This is a genomic window from bacterium (assembly GCA_019637795.1).
GTDB lineage: Bacteria > Desulfobacterota > Binatia > HRBIN30 > CADEER01 > JAHBUY01.
Genome location: JAHBUY010000002.1, coordinates 55440 through 71241 on the forward strand (window position 1 = coordinate 55440; position 15802 = coordinate 71241).

The following is a 15802-nucleotide window of genomic DNA, read 5'->3' on the forward strand; positions in this document are numbered from 1 at the left end:
CCCGGCGGCAACCGCGGCGCTCAGGCCTCCTGGTCGCGACTGGCGGCGATCGGGGTGATGCCGAGCAGTTGGTCGATGCGGCGGTGGATGCGGGCGACGCGCTCGACCTGGCCCTTGGCCGGGAAGCGCTCGTAGAAGCCCTCGACGCGGAAGTCGGGCTCGATCTCGCGCAGGCGGCGCAGCTTGTTGGTCCAGCGGCGGACGCGGTCGTCGGCGGCGCCGTCGGCGCGATGCAGGTCGGCGCACACCCGCACCAGCGCCTTCAGGGTCACGGCGCGGGTCACCATGTAGCGCTCGTTGCCCCACGAGCTGACCAGCGCCTGGTGCGCCGCGATCAGGAAATCGCGCAGCGGCTCGTAGATCTCGGCGCGCGCCGCGCGCTCGACGTCGCGGCTGCGGCTCAGACTCTTCACCTTCAGGCGCCGCGCCTCCAGCCGCACCCAGCGGTGGACCTCGTTGAAGAGCTCCGCCTGCAGGATCCACTTCACCTGGCGCGAGCGCCCGCCGAGGCGGTTGACGCGGTACTGCAACGGGCTGTCGGACTCGGCGTAGATCAGCTCGCAGGCCTTGGCCGCCAGCTTCTTGTCCGGCGCCGCGTAGGCGACGCGCTCGTAGAGGTCGACGAGGTGGCTCTTGTTGATGCGGGTCGGCGTCGAGTTGATGGTGACGAACATCTCGGTGGCGAAGTCCTCGGTCTTGCCGTCGAAGATCATGCACGGCACCAGGATGCCCTTCGCCTCGGCGGGAAACTTCTCGCGGTAGAAGTGCAGCGCCGCCAGGCGGTGTTGGCCGTCGATGATCAGGTACGGCTGGCGCGGCTCCTCCAGGTTGCCGACGTTCTCGAAGCTGCCGATGGCCTCGAAGCGCAGCTCCTCGGGCGTGAACAGCAGCACCGCCCCGGGGATCGGCGGCTGGTGCACCGCCTCGGCGTAGAAATCCTGGATCGCCTTCACCTTCTTGCGCGCCAGGCCGCGCTGGAAAGCGGCATCGGAGCGCTCGATCTTGGCGATGAAGGTCGCCACCTCGTCGTCCTTGCGCGGCGCCGTCGCTTCGATGGTCTCGCCCTCGCCGTAGTAGCGGCTGATGAAACGCACCCGGCGCAACAGGTCCTCCGCCGGATAGGCCACGAAGTAGAAGCGACTGTCCTTCTGCCGTACCTGCGTCGCGAGCATCCTGACCCCTCCGCCGGCGCTTCTCTGCCGTCGCGGCGCCGCTGTCAACCGCCGCGGCGGCGCGATTGCCGTTCCGAAAGCACGCCCGGCCGCGTAGGGTGGCGGGGGCATGGGCCGGACGAGGATGACGGCGGGCGCGGCGATCGCCCTGTGGCTGCTCGGCGTCGCGCCGGCCGCGGCGCTGCAGAAGCTCTACGTCGCCACCCTGAGCGCCGGCAGCGTCGGCGTGGTCGATGTCGACCGGCGGCTGGTGATCGAGCGCATCCCGGTCGGCCGGCAGCCCGACGGGATCGCCGCCGCGCCCGACGGCTCGGCGGTCTACGTCGCGAACTTCGCCGACGCCACGGTGTCGATCATCGACCCGGCGACGGACAGCGTCGCCGCCGTCGTTCCCGTCGACCCGGGCCCGGTCGGCCTCGCCGTGCATCCCGACGGGCGGACGCTCTACGTCGCCTGCAAGACCGTCGGCACCCTGGCGGTCATCGACACCGCGCGCCGCGCCGCGGTCGCGTCGATCGCCGTCGGCGAGGCGCCCAACGCCGTCGCCCTCTCGCCCACCGGCGAGGTCGCCTACGTGGCCCGCTCCGCCGGCGCGACGATCGCCGTGGTCGACACCGTCAGCGGCGCCCTGCGCGCGCCGCTCGAGACCGCGGCCGGCCCCAATCGCCTGGCGCTCTCCGGCGATGGGCTCCGGCTCTACGTCAGCCATGCGACCGGCACCATCGAGGTGCTGCGCACGGACGAGCCGGGCGCGGCCCTGTTCACCAACCACGGCGGCGGAACGGCGATCGCCCTGGCTGCCGACGAGCGTTGGGTGTACGGCGCCGGCGCGGGCGGTCTGATCGCGGCGACGCCCGAGCTCGAGATCCAGCGCACCGCATGCGGCGGCGTGGCGCCCTACGACCTGCTGGCCCTGGCCGACGGCCGGGTGATCGCCGCCGACATGCGCGGCGATGCCCTGTACTTCTTCGCCGCCGGCCTGGAGAACCCCACCCTGCTGCCGCTCGACGGCGGGCCGTTCGCGCTCGCGGCGCTGCCCGCGGTCACGCCCGGCGTCGACCTGGCGATCGAATCGCCGCCCTTCGCGACGCGCCTCGACGCCGCGGCCAGCGTCGGCGTCCGCGTCAGCGTCCGCCCGCGCGCCCAGACGGTCACGAGCTGGACGCTGCACCTGCGCGGCGCCGACCGGCCCGAGCGCCGCCTGGCGAGCGGCGCCGGTCCGGTGCTCTCGGCTCTCGTCGCGGCGATCGATGGCGCCGACCTGACCCCCGGCATCGACTACGAGCTGGTGCTGAGCGCCCTGGCGGGCGACCAGACGACCACCACCCGGCGCGTCCCCCTGCGCGTCGTGCCACGCGACTACGCCCTGGTGCCGCTCGAGCCCAGCCGCGGCCGCGCGAGCGCGCTCACGGCGGCGATGGACGCCACCGGTTCGCGCTTCGCGCGCTGGCCGGAGCCGCAGCGGCTGGTGATCGACGAACCCGCCGGCGCCGGTGCCTACACGCTCGCGCCGCCGCTGCCCTTCCGCCGCAGCTTCGCGCCGCCGCTCCTCAGCCGCGATGGCCGCCGCGTGCTCCTCACCGGCGAGGTCGACGGTCGCGGCCAGGCCCTGCTCTGGGATCTCGCGGGCGGCGAGACCTTCGATCTGCCGGCGCTCGGCTCCCTCGACCTCGACGGCGGCGGAGCGCGCGTCGCGGCCTTCCACTACCGCGGCGGCGACGAGTCCTCCGCCGGGTGGAACTACGACCTCTACGACGTCGCCGCCGGGACGGTGACGGCCATCACCGACACGCCGACGATGCCCGACGTCCCACCGGTCTGCCGCCCCGCCGCCGCGGCGCAACCGCGCCTGAGCCTCGCCGGCGACCGCGTCGCCTTCTTCACCGCGCTGCCGCTCGGCGACCCGCCGGGGTGCAACCTGTACGGGTACGACGTCGCCAGCGGTCGGCGCCGCCTCGTCGCCGCCTTCGGCGACGCCGGGCCGCTGCTGGCGCCGACGCTCGACGACGCCGGCGCCCGCCTGGCCCTGCTGCGCCGGCCGCCCCTCCAGGATGGAGCGTATCCGCTGCGCCCGCAGCTCATCGACCTGGCGAGCGGCGCGAGCCAGGAGATCCTCGCCGATCCGGCGGCGTCGGCGCTCGCCGCGGCGATCAGCGGCGATGGCGCGGCGGTGGTGATCGCGAGCTGCGCCGACCTCGATCCCGCGGTCGGCAACCCCGACTTCAACGAGGAGCTGTTCCGCTACGACGTCGCCACGCAGCGCTTCACCCAGATCACCGACACCCGCGGCGGACCGCAGGACTGCTGGGCGCGCCGCGGCGATCCGCTCGAGCCGCGGGTCAGCCGCGACGCCGCCGTCATCGCCTTCCGCGGCCTCGGCGCCGGCCCCGCCACCTGCGGCGATCCCGGGGCGCAGCGCGACGCGCACAGCGGCTTCGCCTTCGGCGACGCCCGCGCCGTCCGCATCGATGCCGCGAACACGCCGCCGCGCCTGACGATCGGCAACGACGTGCTGGCCGCGATCGGCGCCCCGATCGAGATCGCCGCCAGCGCCAGCGACGCCGACGGCGATCGCCTCGCGTGGTTCGCCGAGCTCGACGCGCTGGGCGAGCTGCCGGCGACCGCCAGCTTCCAGGAGTCCCCGAGCGGCGCCGGCGCGGCGGTGTTCCGCTGGACCGGCACCACGCCCGCCGACGTCGGCTCGCACGAGCTGCGCATCGGCGCCTTCGACGGCCGCGGCGGCGACGACGTGCGCGCCCTCCGCGTCACCGTCTGCCGCTTCGTGCCCAGCGATCGGATCGGCGACGTCCTGAGCGCCATCTTCGGCTCGCAGCCACCGGCGTGCGGCACCGGCGACGCCAATCGCGACGGCGTCGCATCGGCCGCCGATCTGCTCGTCCGCCGCTGAGTCGCCGCCTCTTTGAGCAGTCATGCCCGCCAACTGGGCAGATGACGCAGCCGGGCACGGCCCCGAACGTCCCCCGGCGGGCGCGCCGCCCCCGGCACGCCCAGTGCTGCACCCGACGTCATGCGCCAGGAAGCAGTTGCGGAACCAGTGGTCGCTGCGCCCCTCGAGCTCGATGACATGGCGCGCCAGCATCGCGCGGTGCGCATCGAGGTGAGCGAGTTGCGCGGCATGATCGACAGTTGTCGCGCCACCCAGCGCACCGACGGCTACCGGCACATGCTGGCGGTGCTGGTCGGACGGCTGCGCGAACGGCTGCTGCACCACTTCGAGGCCGAGGAGAGCCGCGCCCCCCTCGCCGGTCTCGCGGTCGAGCACGGCGCCCTGCTCGAAGAAGGCGGCCGGCTCGCCCTCCTCCTCCGTTCGCCGACTGCCCCGCCCGACGTGGTCGCCAGGACCATGCGCTGGCTCGATGCCCTGCGCCGCCACGAACAGGGAGAGGACGGCTCCCTGGCGCGCTGATGCCGTGACCGTCGCCACCCTGGCGTGGTAGACGGCTCGCCATGGACATTCCCCGCTTCGCCGCCGGCGTGCCGGCGAGCCAGGTCGCCGACGCCCTCGCCGCCGCCGGCTGCGCCATCGTCGAGCGTCTGGTCGACCGCGAGCTGCTCGATCGCGCCCGTCACGAGCTGCGGCCCTGGCTCGAGACGACGCCGCCCGGACGCGACGAGTTCGCCGGCTTCCGCACCCGCCGCACCGGCGGCCTGCTCGGCCGTTCCGCCACCTGCCGCGAGTTGGTGCAGCATCCGACGGCGCTCGACACGACCCGCGCCGTCCTCGCCCACGCCACCAGCTTCCAACTCCATCTCACGCAGGTGATCGCCATCGGCCCGGGCGAACCGGCGCAGATGATCCATCGCGACCAGTGGGCCTTCGACTTCTTTCCCTTCCCGACCGGCTACGAGGTGCAGTGCAACACCATCTGGGCGATGAGCGACTTCACCGACGCCAACGGCGCCACCCGGGTGGTCCCCGGCAGCCACCGCCACGAGGACCGGCTGCAGATGCGAGCCGAGGACACCCTGCCCGCCGAGATGCCCGCCGGATCGCTCCTGCTCTACACTGGCTCGCTCTACCACGGCGCCGGAGAAAATCGCTCGAATACAGTCCGTTACGGGCTGAACCTGACTTACTCACTGAGCTGGCTGCGGCAGGAGGAGAACCAGTACCTGGCGGTGCCCGCGGAGGTGGCGCGGACCTTCGACGAGCCGCTGCTCCGGCTCATGGGGTATGCCCGCGGCGCCTATGCGCTCGGCTACGTCGACGACCTGCGCGATCCGCTCGACGCCCTGCTCGGCCGCGCCACCGCGGATACCGACCTCGGCGAGCTCGAACAGGCCCGAGCGCGGCTCCGCGGCTGAGGCGTCCGTCCGCGGCCCCCTCAGCCGGGCGACGTCAGCTTGCGGCAGACGCGTCGATGCGGCTGGCGGCGCGCTTGAGGGAGCGGGTGCGGGTCGGATCGGCGGCGGTGGCGGCGAGGAACGGCGCGGCGCGGGTCAGGCGGCGATCGAGCCGCGCCCACTGGGTCGTGCCGACGCTGCCGGCGGCGATCGCCAGCGGCGACTCGGCGCGCACCTGATCGATCAGCTCGCCGATCTGGGTGACGTCGGCGCGGATGCCGGCGTCGCAGCCGGTCTGGGCGGCTGCGTTGCGGGCCCGGGCGGCGGCGGCGCAGGCGGCGTCGCGCATCATCCGGCGCGGATCGGCGGACCCGAACTTGGTGATGCCGCCCTGCAGCGGCGCGCTCGACAGATTGAGGACGCGGGCGAAGATGCGGCGCACCGGCGAGTTGCCGAGATACACGGCCCCGTCGGGGCCGGTGCTCATGACCGCCACCGTCTCCTCGCCGCCGGCGACGAAACTGCGCACGGATCCGTTCTCGCGATCGAGCACGCCGGTGCCGACGGTGCTCGGCAGGCCGGTGCCGTTGAGCACCACGCCGGCCCCGGCCTGGAACGCCAGGCCGTTGGCGCCGATGGCGACCAGATTCATGTTCAGATTCTGCTGCCCGGTGGCCAGGTCGAAGACGTCGAGGTCGGCGGTCCACTCGACGCTGCCGCTCGTGCCGTGGTCGACCACCTTGGTGATGCCGTGCGAGGTCGAGGTGTAGATCTCGCGCCGATCCGACGCCGCCGCCACCGAGCCGAAGATCTGGGCGCCGACGTCGACCGACCAGAGATCGCCGCAGTCGGTGTCGATGGCCAGCAACAGCGAGGTGTTGTCGCCGAGGTAGATGCGCGAGCCGTCGGCGGAGATGGTCGGCGTCGACGCCGAGCCGCCGGTGAACGAGCGGTGGCAGACCTCGTGCATCTCGTAGCCGGCGGTGCCGGCCACCAGGCCGAGGCGGAACAGGGCGCCGAGCTGGGAGACGCCGTCGACGGTGCCGTCCTCGCCGTCCGGCGCGGTCGCCGCCACCCAGAGCTGACTGCTCGCCGGGTCGACCGAGAACATGTTGGCGACCCGCACGCCGTTGCCGAGCAGCGCCGCGGTGAACAGCGGCAGCGATCCAGGGGGCACGTTCACCAGGGTGCGGAACTGGGCGTCGGCGGCGGCGACGATCGCCGGCGGCAGGCTCGAGGGAACGGTCGGGGTCGGCCCACCCGGGAGGACGAACGGCGCGGCGAGCAGCGGCGCGCCGGTGGCGCGATCGAGGGCATAGAGGTGCCCGTCGCCGGTGAGCGCCACCAGCGCGTCGGCGGCCGGGACGTAATTGAGGCCGAGGACGAGATAGCCGAAGGGCGCCGGGCCGACGGTGAGCCCGGTGGGCACGTCCCAGACCACCGTGCCGTCGGTGCGCACGGCGAGCGCGCGATCGTAGAGCGCCAGGTAGACGATCTCGGCGCCGGGCGTGTCGGGGTCGGCGAGGACGAGCGGCGTCGAGCCGCCCGGCGGCGCGCCGGTGCCGGCGATCGCCCAGCGGCGGGCGCCGCTGGCCGGCTCGAGGGAGACGAGGACGACGTTCTCGTAGGGGATGAAGGGGGAGAAGTACAGATTGCCGGCGCGGTCGAAGACCGGTCCGGTGACGTTGTAGGTCGCCGGCTCCGCCGTCCAGTCGGCGCGCAGCACCGCCGGCAGCGCGATCGACACCTCGTCGCTGCTCGCGCTGTCGCCGTGCAGCGCGTGCCAGCCGTCGCGCGGCGGCAGCAGGGGATCGGGCGCCTGCGCCTGCCGGCATCCGCGCGGCGCCCAGGTGGTCGGCGGCGGCGGCGCGAAGCTCTTCGCCGCCGGCAGTTGCGCCTGCGCCGGCGCCAACCAGGCCAGCAGCGTCAGCGCGATCGTCCAGTGCCGCCCGTGTGTCCGCATGCGTCCCCCGTGCCCGAGGCACGACAAAGCCACTTCGCAGACGCTTTTGGAAGCCGGGCAGCGTGGTGGGCCTCCTCAGAGGGAGGGAAAGGGCGTAGAACAGGGCGCATGAAGCGGCTGGTGCTCGCGCTCCTGCTCGTCCCGCTGCTGCCCGGACCGACTTCCGCGACCGGCGTGACGCTCGAATACGATGTCCTCTACGGACCGCTGCAGGTGATGACGCTGCGCAGCACGGCGCGCTTCGCGCCCGCCGGCTACGAGACCAGCACCCAGGTGCGCACGGTCGGCCTGGCCGGCGTGCTCTTCCCCTGGACGGCCGACGCCAACACCGTCGGCAGGCGCGGCGACGGCGGCTTGCTGCCGCTCCGCCACCGCGCCCATGGCGAGTACCGCGGCAGCGAGCGCTCCGTCGCCCTCGACTACGGCGCCGACGGCGCCGTGCAGGCGGTGATCGCGCCGCCGCCGGAAGCCGACGATCGCCAGCCGGTCCCGGATGCCGAGCGGCGGGCGACCATCGACCCGCTCACCGCGACCCTGACCGCGGTGCAGGACGGCTGCCGCGGCATCCTGCGCGTCTTCGACGGCCGCCGCCGCTACGACCTGGCGCTCGCCGACCAGGGCGAGAGCGAGCTGCCGGCCGCCACGCCGGCCTACCGCGGCCGCGCCCAGCACTGCCAGGCGCAGGTGACGCCGCGCACCGGGTTCTGGCAGGCGACCGCGCAGCACGACGAGCGGCCGGCGCAGCTCGACGTGTGGATCGCGGCGCCGACGCCCGACGTCATGCGCGTCCCCGTCTACATGCGACTCTCCGGGGCGCGCGGCACCCTCGGGTTCCGGCTCAGCGCTGCCACTCCCCTGCCCTGATCCGCGGGTTGCAGTCGCCGCCGCGTCGCAGCAGAAGGGCAGCATGACCTGGCGCGGCGTCCGCCTGCCCCTGCTGCTCCTGGCGATCAGCGCCCTGACCGCGACACCGGCACGGGCGCGGCCGCTCGGTCGCGACGCCGAACCGGTCGTCATCGGTACCGAGGCCCTGCTCGTCCTGCCCCGCCCGCACACCGATCACCTGCGGCTCTACCGCTGGCGCGCGGGCGGCTTCGAGGCCGTGCCGTACCAGTTCGACGCGCGCGACGGGGGCGGCGACATCGAGCTGAGCCGCGAACACTTCGCCCTCGACGCCAACGACGAGCTGGTGTTCATGGCCGGTGACACCGGCGAGCGCGCCGATCCCGCGGCGTTGCCGGCGGCCAGCACGGCGGCGCTCGAGATCGCGGTCGGGGATCCCGGCGACGACCGGCGCGGCTGGGTGTATCTCCTCGCCTTCGACGACCCGCCACCGCCGCTCGACCGCGCCCCGTACGCGGTCATCGACAGCGACGGCCGCCACGTGCGCTCGGCGAATTACGCCGTGGAGTACGGCGACGGGATGAACGTCTTCACCGCCCTGCGCATCGCGCCGGCGGCCGGCGGCAGCGGCGAGAACCTGCTGCGCCAGACCCGCATGACCGGCGAGCCGACCCTGCGCCTCCTGTTCGCCGATCTGACGCTGCGCTTCGACGAGCGCAGCACCGTGGCGCGGATCGACGGAGTCAAGAACGGCCCGGTGCGCGCCATCCGCCAGGTGCGCCTGTCGATCGACCTCGGCAAGATGTTCCCCGACCTGCCGAACGGCACCACCCAGACCTACCACTACAGCGCGGGGTTCGACTCGCCCGCCAAGGTGTCGATCCCCTGGGTGGTGCTGAAAACGCTGCGCGCCTTCCGCTTCGAGGACGTGGTGGTGTTCGACCCGGCGGTGCAGCCGCTGCGCTACTGGGACGGCGCCAATCCCGACGGCGTCGACCTCGCCGCCGGCGCCGCCCTGCGCACCGACGTCGACCACGACTGGTGGGCGGTGCGCACGCGCGCCGGCTCGATCCTGCAGACGCTGCAGATCCCCGATCGCTGGCGCGAATGGGGGATCGCCCGCGGCACGGTCGCCGGCGACCGCCGCGGCGACGCGGACGGCGACGAGACCTACGTCGCAGGCTACAGCCTGCTCAACATGACGCGGCTCCGGGCGCACGGCGACTACGACTTCCGCCAGCTCATGCTGGTGGTCCCCGGCGGCTACCGCCCGGGCGCCGAGCGCGCCGCGCGGGCCTGGTCCAACGACCCGCTGCGCGCGACGGTGACGCGGATCCGCTAGCTGGGAATCATTCAACGCGCAGACGCCGGGTCCGGAGGAGCCACGTCGTTCGACGGCAACGGCGCGCAGCCCGTCCCGATCTCACGCGACACCACGCCCAGCGCGGGCGATCCGAGGCAGCGCGCGACGCCCTGACGAAGTCCGCCAGGCCCGCCCACGATCACGGCGTGCTGCTGCGGCGCGCGAAGCCCTTGGGCCGCCGCTTGCGCAGGCGGCCGGCTTCCTTCTGCCGCCTCTCGGCCATCCCGATCTGGATGCTCTGGCAGCTCTCGGCCTCGGGGGTGCGGCGCACGTACGTCCCGTCGGACTGCATCTCCCAGGCGTCCCGGCTCGGCGCGAGCTGCAGATCGAGCACGGCGCGCAGCTCGGCCCGCAGGTCGGGATCCTCGACCGGCGCCACCACCTCGACCCGGCTCTCGAGGTTGCGCTTCATGCAATCGGCGGAGCCGATGAAGTACTCCTCGGCGCCGCCGTTGCGGAAGTAGTAGATGCGGCCGTGCTCGAGGAAGCGGCCGACGATGCTGACCACGCGCACCCGCTCCGACAGCCCGGCGATGCCGGGCCGCAGGCGACAGGTGTCGCGCACGATCAGATCGACCTGCACGCCGGCCTGCGAGGCGCGGTAGAGGGCGCGGGTGACGTCGGCGTCCTCCAGCGCGTTCACCTTCATCTGGATGAGCGCCGGCTGACCGGCGCCGCGGTGCTCGCACTCGCGCTCGATCTTCGCCAGCAGCGCGTCCTTGAGCAGCGTCGGCGCCGGCAGGATCTTCGCGTAGGCGCGCTTCGGTCGGTAGCCGGTGGTGAGGTAGTTGAACAGCTCGGTGAGGTCGCGGCCGAGCGCCTCGTCGCTGCTCAGCAGCCCGTAGTCGGCGTAGATGCGCGCCGTCCCGGCGTGGTAGTTGCCGGTGCCGATGTGCACGTAGCGGCGCAGACCGTTGTAGTCTTGGCGCACGACCAGGATCACCTTGCAGTGGGTCTTGAGGCCGACGACGCCGTAGGTGACGTGGATGCCATCCTCCTCGAGCTGGGTGGCGAAGCGGATGTTCGCCGCCTCGTCGAACCGGGCCTTCAGCTCGATCACCACCGCCACCTGCTTGCCGTTGCGCGCGGCGACGCGCAGGTACTCGATGATGTTCGAGTCGGCCGAGGTGCGGTAGAGCGTCATCTTGATCGCCCGCACCTTGGGGTCCTCGCTCGCCTCGCGCACGAGGCGCTCGACCGAGGTGGAGAAGGATTCGTACGGGTGCTGCAGGAGCAGCGCCCCGGCGTCGCGGAGGATGTGGAAGATGTTGCGCGACGGCGCCAGCCGGGGGTGATCGATCGGGTGGTGCGGCGGATCGTGCAGCGTCGCGTCGTCGAGCTGCGCGATCTCCATCAGATCGCGCAGGGCGAGGAGGCCGTCGACGTCGGCGACGTCGGCGTGCTCGTCGAGGCCGAGCTCGGCGGCGAGCATGCCGCGGTGGGACGACTGCATGCCGGCCGCCACCTCGAGGCGCACCATCGGGGCGAAGCGGCGGTCGCGCAGCTCGGACTCGATCATCGCCAGCAGATCGTCCGCCTCCTCCTCGTCGCGTTCGGTGTTGGCGTTGCGGGTGACGCGGAAGCTCTCGCACGATGCCACCGCCATGCCGGGCAGCAGCAGGTCGAGGTGCTGGGCGATGACGTCCTCGAGGGGCACGAAGCGGCGCGAGTCGCCGACCGGGATGAAGCGCGGAATGCCGCTCCCCACCGGCACCTTGACGCGGATGAGCAGCGGCTCGCTCTCCTTCGGGTGGTGGCCGCCGACCAGGAGGTTGATCGACAGGTTGGAGATGAACGGAAAGGGGTGCGCCGGATCGAGCGCCAGCGGCGTCACCAGGGGGAAGATGTTGCGCACGTAGCGCTCGCGCAACGCCGCCTGCTCGTCGCTGGCGAGCTCGGCGTGGGCCTGGATCTGGATGCCGTGCTCGTCGCGCAACTGGTCGCGCAGGTGGTTCCAGAGCTGACGCTGCCGGCGCTCGAAATCGCGCACGATGGCGTACGCGGCGGCGATCTGTTCCTGCGGCGTGCGGCCGTCGACCGTGCGCTCCTGCAGACCGGCGACCACCTGCTGCTTCAGGCCGCCGATGCGTTTCATGAAGAATTCGTCGAGATTGGAGGCCGAGATGGCGAGGAACTTGATCCGCTCGAGGAGCGGCACGCGCGCGTCCTCGGCCTGGTTCAGCACCCGCTCGTTGAACGCCAGCCAGGCGAGCTCGCGATTGAGATAGAGCTCAGGGTTCGCCAGCCCGTCCGCCGGCACCTCCGGTGCCGGCGCCGGCGCCGCCGCCCGCAATCGCGTTCGCCCGCCCCGCTCGACCATGCTGGTCACGTCTGCCACGTCAGACCTCCGCGCCGGCGGAGTCTGACGGGAACCGGCATCGGGCGCAACCAGCGAGCCGGCGAACCGGCCGGCCGCGGCGCGCGCCAGCCCGCCGCGGCCGAGCGCCGGCACCAGGCACCCCCCTCGGTAGCCATCGGCCTGCATCTGTGGTTCTGTCGCCCTTCAACCCTCGCGAAGGAGAAGAGCATGCGCGAAGCCGTCATCGTCGATGCCGTCCGTACCCCGCTCGGGCGCGGGAAGGAGAACGGGGCCCTGCACGGGTGGCACCCCGCCGATCTCGCCGCCGAGACGCTGAAGGCGCTGGTCGGCCGCACCGGGATCGACCCGGGCGAGATCGAGGACGTGATCATGGGCTGCGTCGGCCAGGTCGGCGAGCAGGGCCTGAACATCGGCCGCAACGCGGCCCTCGCCGCCGGCTTCCCCGAATCGGTGGTGGGGACGACGGTGGACCGCCAGTGCGGATCGAGCCAGCAGGCGCTGCATTTCGCCGCCCAGGGCGTGATGGCGGGCGCCTACGACGTCGTCGTCGCCGCCGGCGTCGAATCGATGAGCCGCGTGCCGATGGGCACCAGCGCCGCGGTCGGCGGCGCGCCGTTCGGGCCGCGCATGATCGACCGCTACGCGCGGGAGAACCTCTACGGGGTCGGCGGGCTGGTGAACCAGGGCATCTCGGCCGAGATCATCGCCGAGCGCTGGAACCTGTCGCGCCAGGAGCTCGATACCCTGTCGATGGAGTCGCACCACAAGGCGGCCAAGGCGGCGCGCAGCGGCTGGTTCGACAAGGAGATCGTCGGCATCGACATCCGCCACAGCGACGGCACGACCGAACAGGTGAAGAGCGACGAGGGCATCCGCCCCGAGACGACCCTGGAGCGCCTGGCATCGCTGAAGCCCGCGTTCAAGCCGGACGGCCGGATCACCGCCGGCAACTCCAGCCAGATCACCGACGGCGCCGCCGCGGTGCTGGTGATGGCGAAGGAGAAAGCCGCGGCGCTCGGGCTCAGGCCGCGCGCCCGCTTCCACAGCTTCGCGCTCGGCGGCGTCGATCCGGTGGTCATGCTGACCGGCGTCATCCCCGCGACCCGGAAGATCCTCGAGCGCTCGCGGCTGGGGATCAAGGACTTCGACGCCATCGAGGTCAACGAGGCCTTCGCGCCGGTGGTGCTCGCCTGGGCGCGCGAATTCGGCGCCGACCTGGCGAAGGTCAACCAGTGCGGCGGCGCCATCGCCCTCGGTCACCCGCTCGGCTGCAGCGGCAGCCGGCTGATGACCACGCTGCTCAACACCCTCGAGCGCACCGGCGGCCGCTACGGCCTGCAGACCATGTGCGAGGGTGGCGGCATGGCGAACGCGACGGTGATCGAGCGCCTCGACTGAGCCGGGAGGTCGCGAGGGCGTCCGCCATCGCGCGGCCCCCTCGCGACCTCACGGCACCAGCACCACCTTCCCCGCCACCTTGCGGTCGACCAGGGCCTGCAGCGCGTCGCCGGCGTGGTCCAGCGCATAACGGGTCGGCTCCACCGGCTGGATGGTGCCGCAGGCGGCGAGCGCCAGGACCTCGCCGATCAGCGCCGCGTTTTCGTGCGGATGCTCGAAGGTCCAGGCGCCCCAGTCGACGCCGACCACCGAACGGTTCTGCAGCAGCACCAGGTTGGCCTTGAGGGCGGGAATCTCGCCGGCGGCGAAGCCGACGATGAGATAGTTGCCGAACGACCGCAGGGCGCGCAGCGCCGGCTCGGCGTACGAGCCGCCGACCGGATCGACGACCATGTGCACGCCGCCACCGCTGATCTCGCGCACCCGCGTCTTCAGGTCCTCCTCGTCGTAGCGGATGCACGCCTGCGCGCCGACGGCGCGCGCCGCGGCGAGCTTGGCGGCGCTCGACGCGGCGGCGATCACGCGGGCGCCGAGATGGCGGGCGACGTCGACCATGGCGAGGCCGACGCCGCCGCCGGCGCCGAGCACCAGGACCCAGTCGCCGCGCCGCACCGTCGCCCGCCGGGTCAGCGCGAACAGCGCCGTCGCATAACTCTGGATCAGCGCCGCGCCCTGCCCGAAGCTGAGGGTCGGCGGCAGCCGGCGCGCCATCGCCTCCGGCACCGCGAGGCGTTCCGCGAACCCGCCGACGCCGCACGACACCAGCACCCGTTCCTGCAGGCGCGCCGGGTTGACGCCGCTCCCCACGGCGACGATCACCCCCGCCACCTCGCCTCCCGGCGTGAACGGCAGCGGCGGCTTGATCTGATAGCGCCCCTGCACCAGCAGCGCGTCGACGAAGGTGACGCCGGCGGCGCGGACCTCCACCACGACGTCGCCGGCGCTGGGGAGCGGGTCCGCGACCTGCTCCACGGTCAGGCGATCCGGCGGGCCGAACTCCCTGCAGACGACGCGTCTCATGGCGCGGTGACCCTAGCGAATCACGAGCGCCGCCGATAGTTTCCCAGCGGCCGCCAGGGCGCGCCCAGCGAAGCGCGCGACGCGCCCTGTCCGCCGGCGCGCTCGCGCCGCATCCTCACTCACCGAGCGCGTTGGCGCGCGCGATCGCCCCGAGCCACGCGGCGCTGGCTTTCGGGCGCCGCATCTGGCTCTGGCGATCGACCGCGACCAGGCCGAACTTCGGACCGTAGCCGAACAGCCACTCGAAGTTGTCCATCAGCGACCAGTAGAAGTAGCCGCGGACGTCGATGCCGTCGCCCAGGCAGCGCGCGACGCCCGCCAACGCCCGGCGCACGTAGTCGTGGCGCAGCTCGTCGTCGTCGGTGCCGATGCCGTTCTCGGTGACGTAGATCGGCACGCCGGCGCGGGCCGCGGCGTAGCGGATGGTGCCCTCGAGCGCCTCCGGCCAGTACTCGTAGCCCAGGGCCAGTACCGGCACGCCGGGCTCCGGACCGACCGGGCCGTTGGCGTCGAAGCGCACCCGGCTGTAGGTCTGCACGCCGACGAAGTCGTCCGCCCTGGCGGCGTCGAGGAACGGGTCGAAGCTCACCCGCCGCGCCTCGTCGCGCTGCGCCTCTCCGCCGGGCAGCGCCTGGTAGTCCTGCATCGCCAGGGTGATGCCGACCGGGAAGCGCCCCGGCCCCGCCTTCAACACCTCGCGGGCGCGGGTGTGGGCGCGCAGCAGGGTGTCGCTGATGCGCAGCGGGTGGCCGAGGAAGAACGGGCCGAAGCGCTCGAGCGTCGTGCCGCAACGCCGCGCCGACTCGGCGACGAACGGCGCCACCGATTTGAAGCCATCGCGCGGCAGCACGCCGGACACCGCCAGGGTCGCCAGCAGATTCGCTTCGTTGATGGTGTAGGCGGTGTCGATGAGGTCGCCGAGATGACGCACGACGCGCTCGCAGTAGCGCGCGAAGCGGTCGGCATTCGCCGCCTCCTCCCAGCCGCCGTCGGCGGTGAACCAGCGCGGCGAGGTGAAGTGATGGAAGGTGACGCAGGGCCGCACCCCGAGCTCGTGGCAGCAGGCGAGCACGCGGCGGTAGTGGTCGAGCGCGGCGAGCGAGAACTGCCCCTCCTCGGGCTCGACGCGCGCCCACTCGACCGAGAAGCGGTACGCCTGGAAGCCGAGATCGCGCACCAGGCGGATGTCGTCCGGGTAGCGATGGAACGAGTCGCAGGCGTCGCCGGACGGCTCGGCGAACATGGTGCCCGGCGTGTGCTCCATCACCCAGAAGTCGCTGTTGACGTTGTTGCCCTCGATCTGGTGCGCGGCCGTGGCCGTGCCCCACGTGAAGCCCTGCGGAAATCGGAACGCCATGCGCCCGGTTCTCACGCGCGCGGCGCGAGTGCAAGCGCGCGCCGCGCAGCCGACGACTGGC

The 15802-nt window shown here is 73.0% G+C and carries 11 protein-coding genes; 6 read left to right on the forward strand and 5 right to left on the reverse strand.

Going from position 1 to position 15802, the window contains the following annotated elements:
- Positions 1-20: 20 nt before the first annotated feature.
- Positions 21-1172: a DGQHR domain-containing protein gene (locus tag KF840_05615; protein ID MBX3024371.1), complete on the reverse strand. Its 1152-nt coding sequence runs from the start codon at positions 1170-1172 to the stop codon at positions 21-23.
- Between the two features lie 109 nt (positions 1173-1281).
- On the opposite strand from KF840_05615, the gene KF840_05620 reads away from it, so the two are divergent.
- The 3 genes from KF840_05620 (at position 1282) to KF840_05630 (ending at position 5498) form a co-directional block, all read left to right on the forward strand.
- Positions 1282-4080 carry a hypothetical protein gene (locus KF840_05620; protein MBX3024372.1) on the forward strand — a complete coding sequence of 933 codons (2799 nt, stop codon included), beginning with the start codon at positions 1282-1284 and terminating at the stop codon, positions 4078-4080.
- Positions 4081-4257: 177 nt separating this feature from the next.
- Entirely contained in the window at positions 4258-4599 is a 342-nt protein-coding gene (locus KF840_05625) for a hemerythrin domain-containing protein (GenBank protein MBX3024373.1), read from the forward strand.
- 41 nt (positions 4600-4640) lie between these two features.
- Positions 4641-5498 (forward strand): phytanoyl-CoA dioxygenase family protein, encoded by an 858-nt coding sequence (locus tag KF840_05630; GenBank protein ID MBX3024374.1) that lies wholly within the window; start codon positions 4641-4643, stop codon positions 5496-5498.
- Positions 5499-5532: 34 nt separating this feature from the next.
- On the opposite strand, the gene KF840_05635 is transcribed toward KF840_05630, so the two are convergent.
- The gene (locus tag KF840_05635) at positions 5533-7440 is read right to left on the reverse strand and encodes a hypothetical protein (protein ID MBX3024375.1); all 1908 of its coding nucleotides are present in this window, start codon (positions 7438-7440) and stop codon (positions 5533-5535) included.
- 108 nt (positions 7441-7548) lie between these two features.
- On the opposite strand from KF840_05635, the gene KF840_05640 reads away from it, so the two are divergent.
- The gene (locus tag KF840_05640) at positions 7549-8304 is read left to right on the forward strand and encodes a DUF3108 domain-containing protein (protein ID MBX3024376.1); all 756 of its coding nucleotides are present in this window, start codon (positions 7549-7551) and stop codon (positions 8302-8304) included.
- Between the two features lie 43 nt (positions 8305-8347).
- A complete protein-coding gene (locus KF840_05645) occupies positions 8348-9625 on the forward strand; it encodes a hypothetical protein (GenBank protein MBX3024377.1) in 1278 nt (425 codons plus the stop codon).
- Between the two features lie 160 nt (positions 9626-9785).
- Here KF840_05645 and ppk1 read toward each other — a convergent pair whose 3' ends face one another.
- Positions 9786-11966 (reverse strand): polyphosphate kinase 1, encoded by a 2181-nt coding sequence (gene ppk1 / locus KF840_05650; GenBank protein MBX3024378.1) that lies wholly within the window; start codon positions 11964-11966, stop codon positions 9786-9788.
- 207 nt (positions 11967-12173) lie between these two features.
- Between ppk1 and KF840_05655 the strand changes: the two genes are divergently transcribed.
- On the forward strand, positions 12174-13364 hold the full coding sequence (locus KF840_05655) for a thiolase family protein (GenBank protein ID MBX3024379.1): 1191 nt from the start codon (positions 12174-12176) through the stop codon (positions 13362-13364).
- Positions 13365-13412: 48 nt separating this feature from the next.
- On the opposite strand, the gene KF840_05660 is transcribed toward KF840_05655, so the two are convergent.
- Positions 13413-14384 carry an NADPH:quinone oxidoreductase family protein gene (locus KF840_05660; GenBank protein ID MBX3024380.1) on the reverse strand — a complete coding sequence of 324 codons (972 nt, stop codon included), beginning with the start codon at positions 14382-14384 and terminating at the stop codon, positions 13413-13415.
- A gap of 115 nt (positions 14385-14499) precedes the next feature.
- The gene (locus KF840_05665; protein MBX3024381.1) at positions 14500-15741 is read right to left on the reverse strand and encodes a family 1 glycosylhydrolase; all 1242 of its coding nucleotides are present in this window, start codon (positions 15739-15741) and stop codon (positions 14500-14502) included.
- Between the last annotated feature and the right edge of the window lie 61 nt (positions 15742-15802).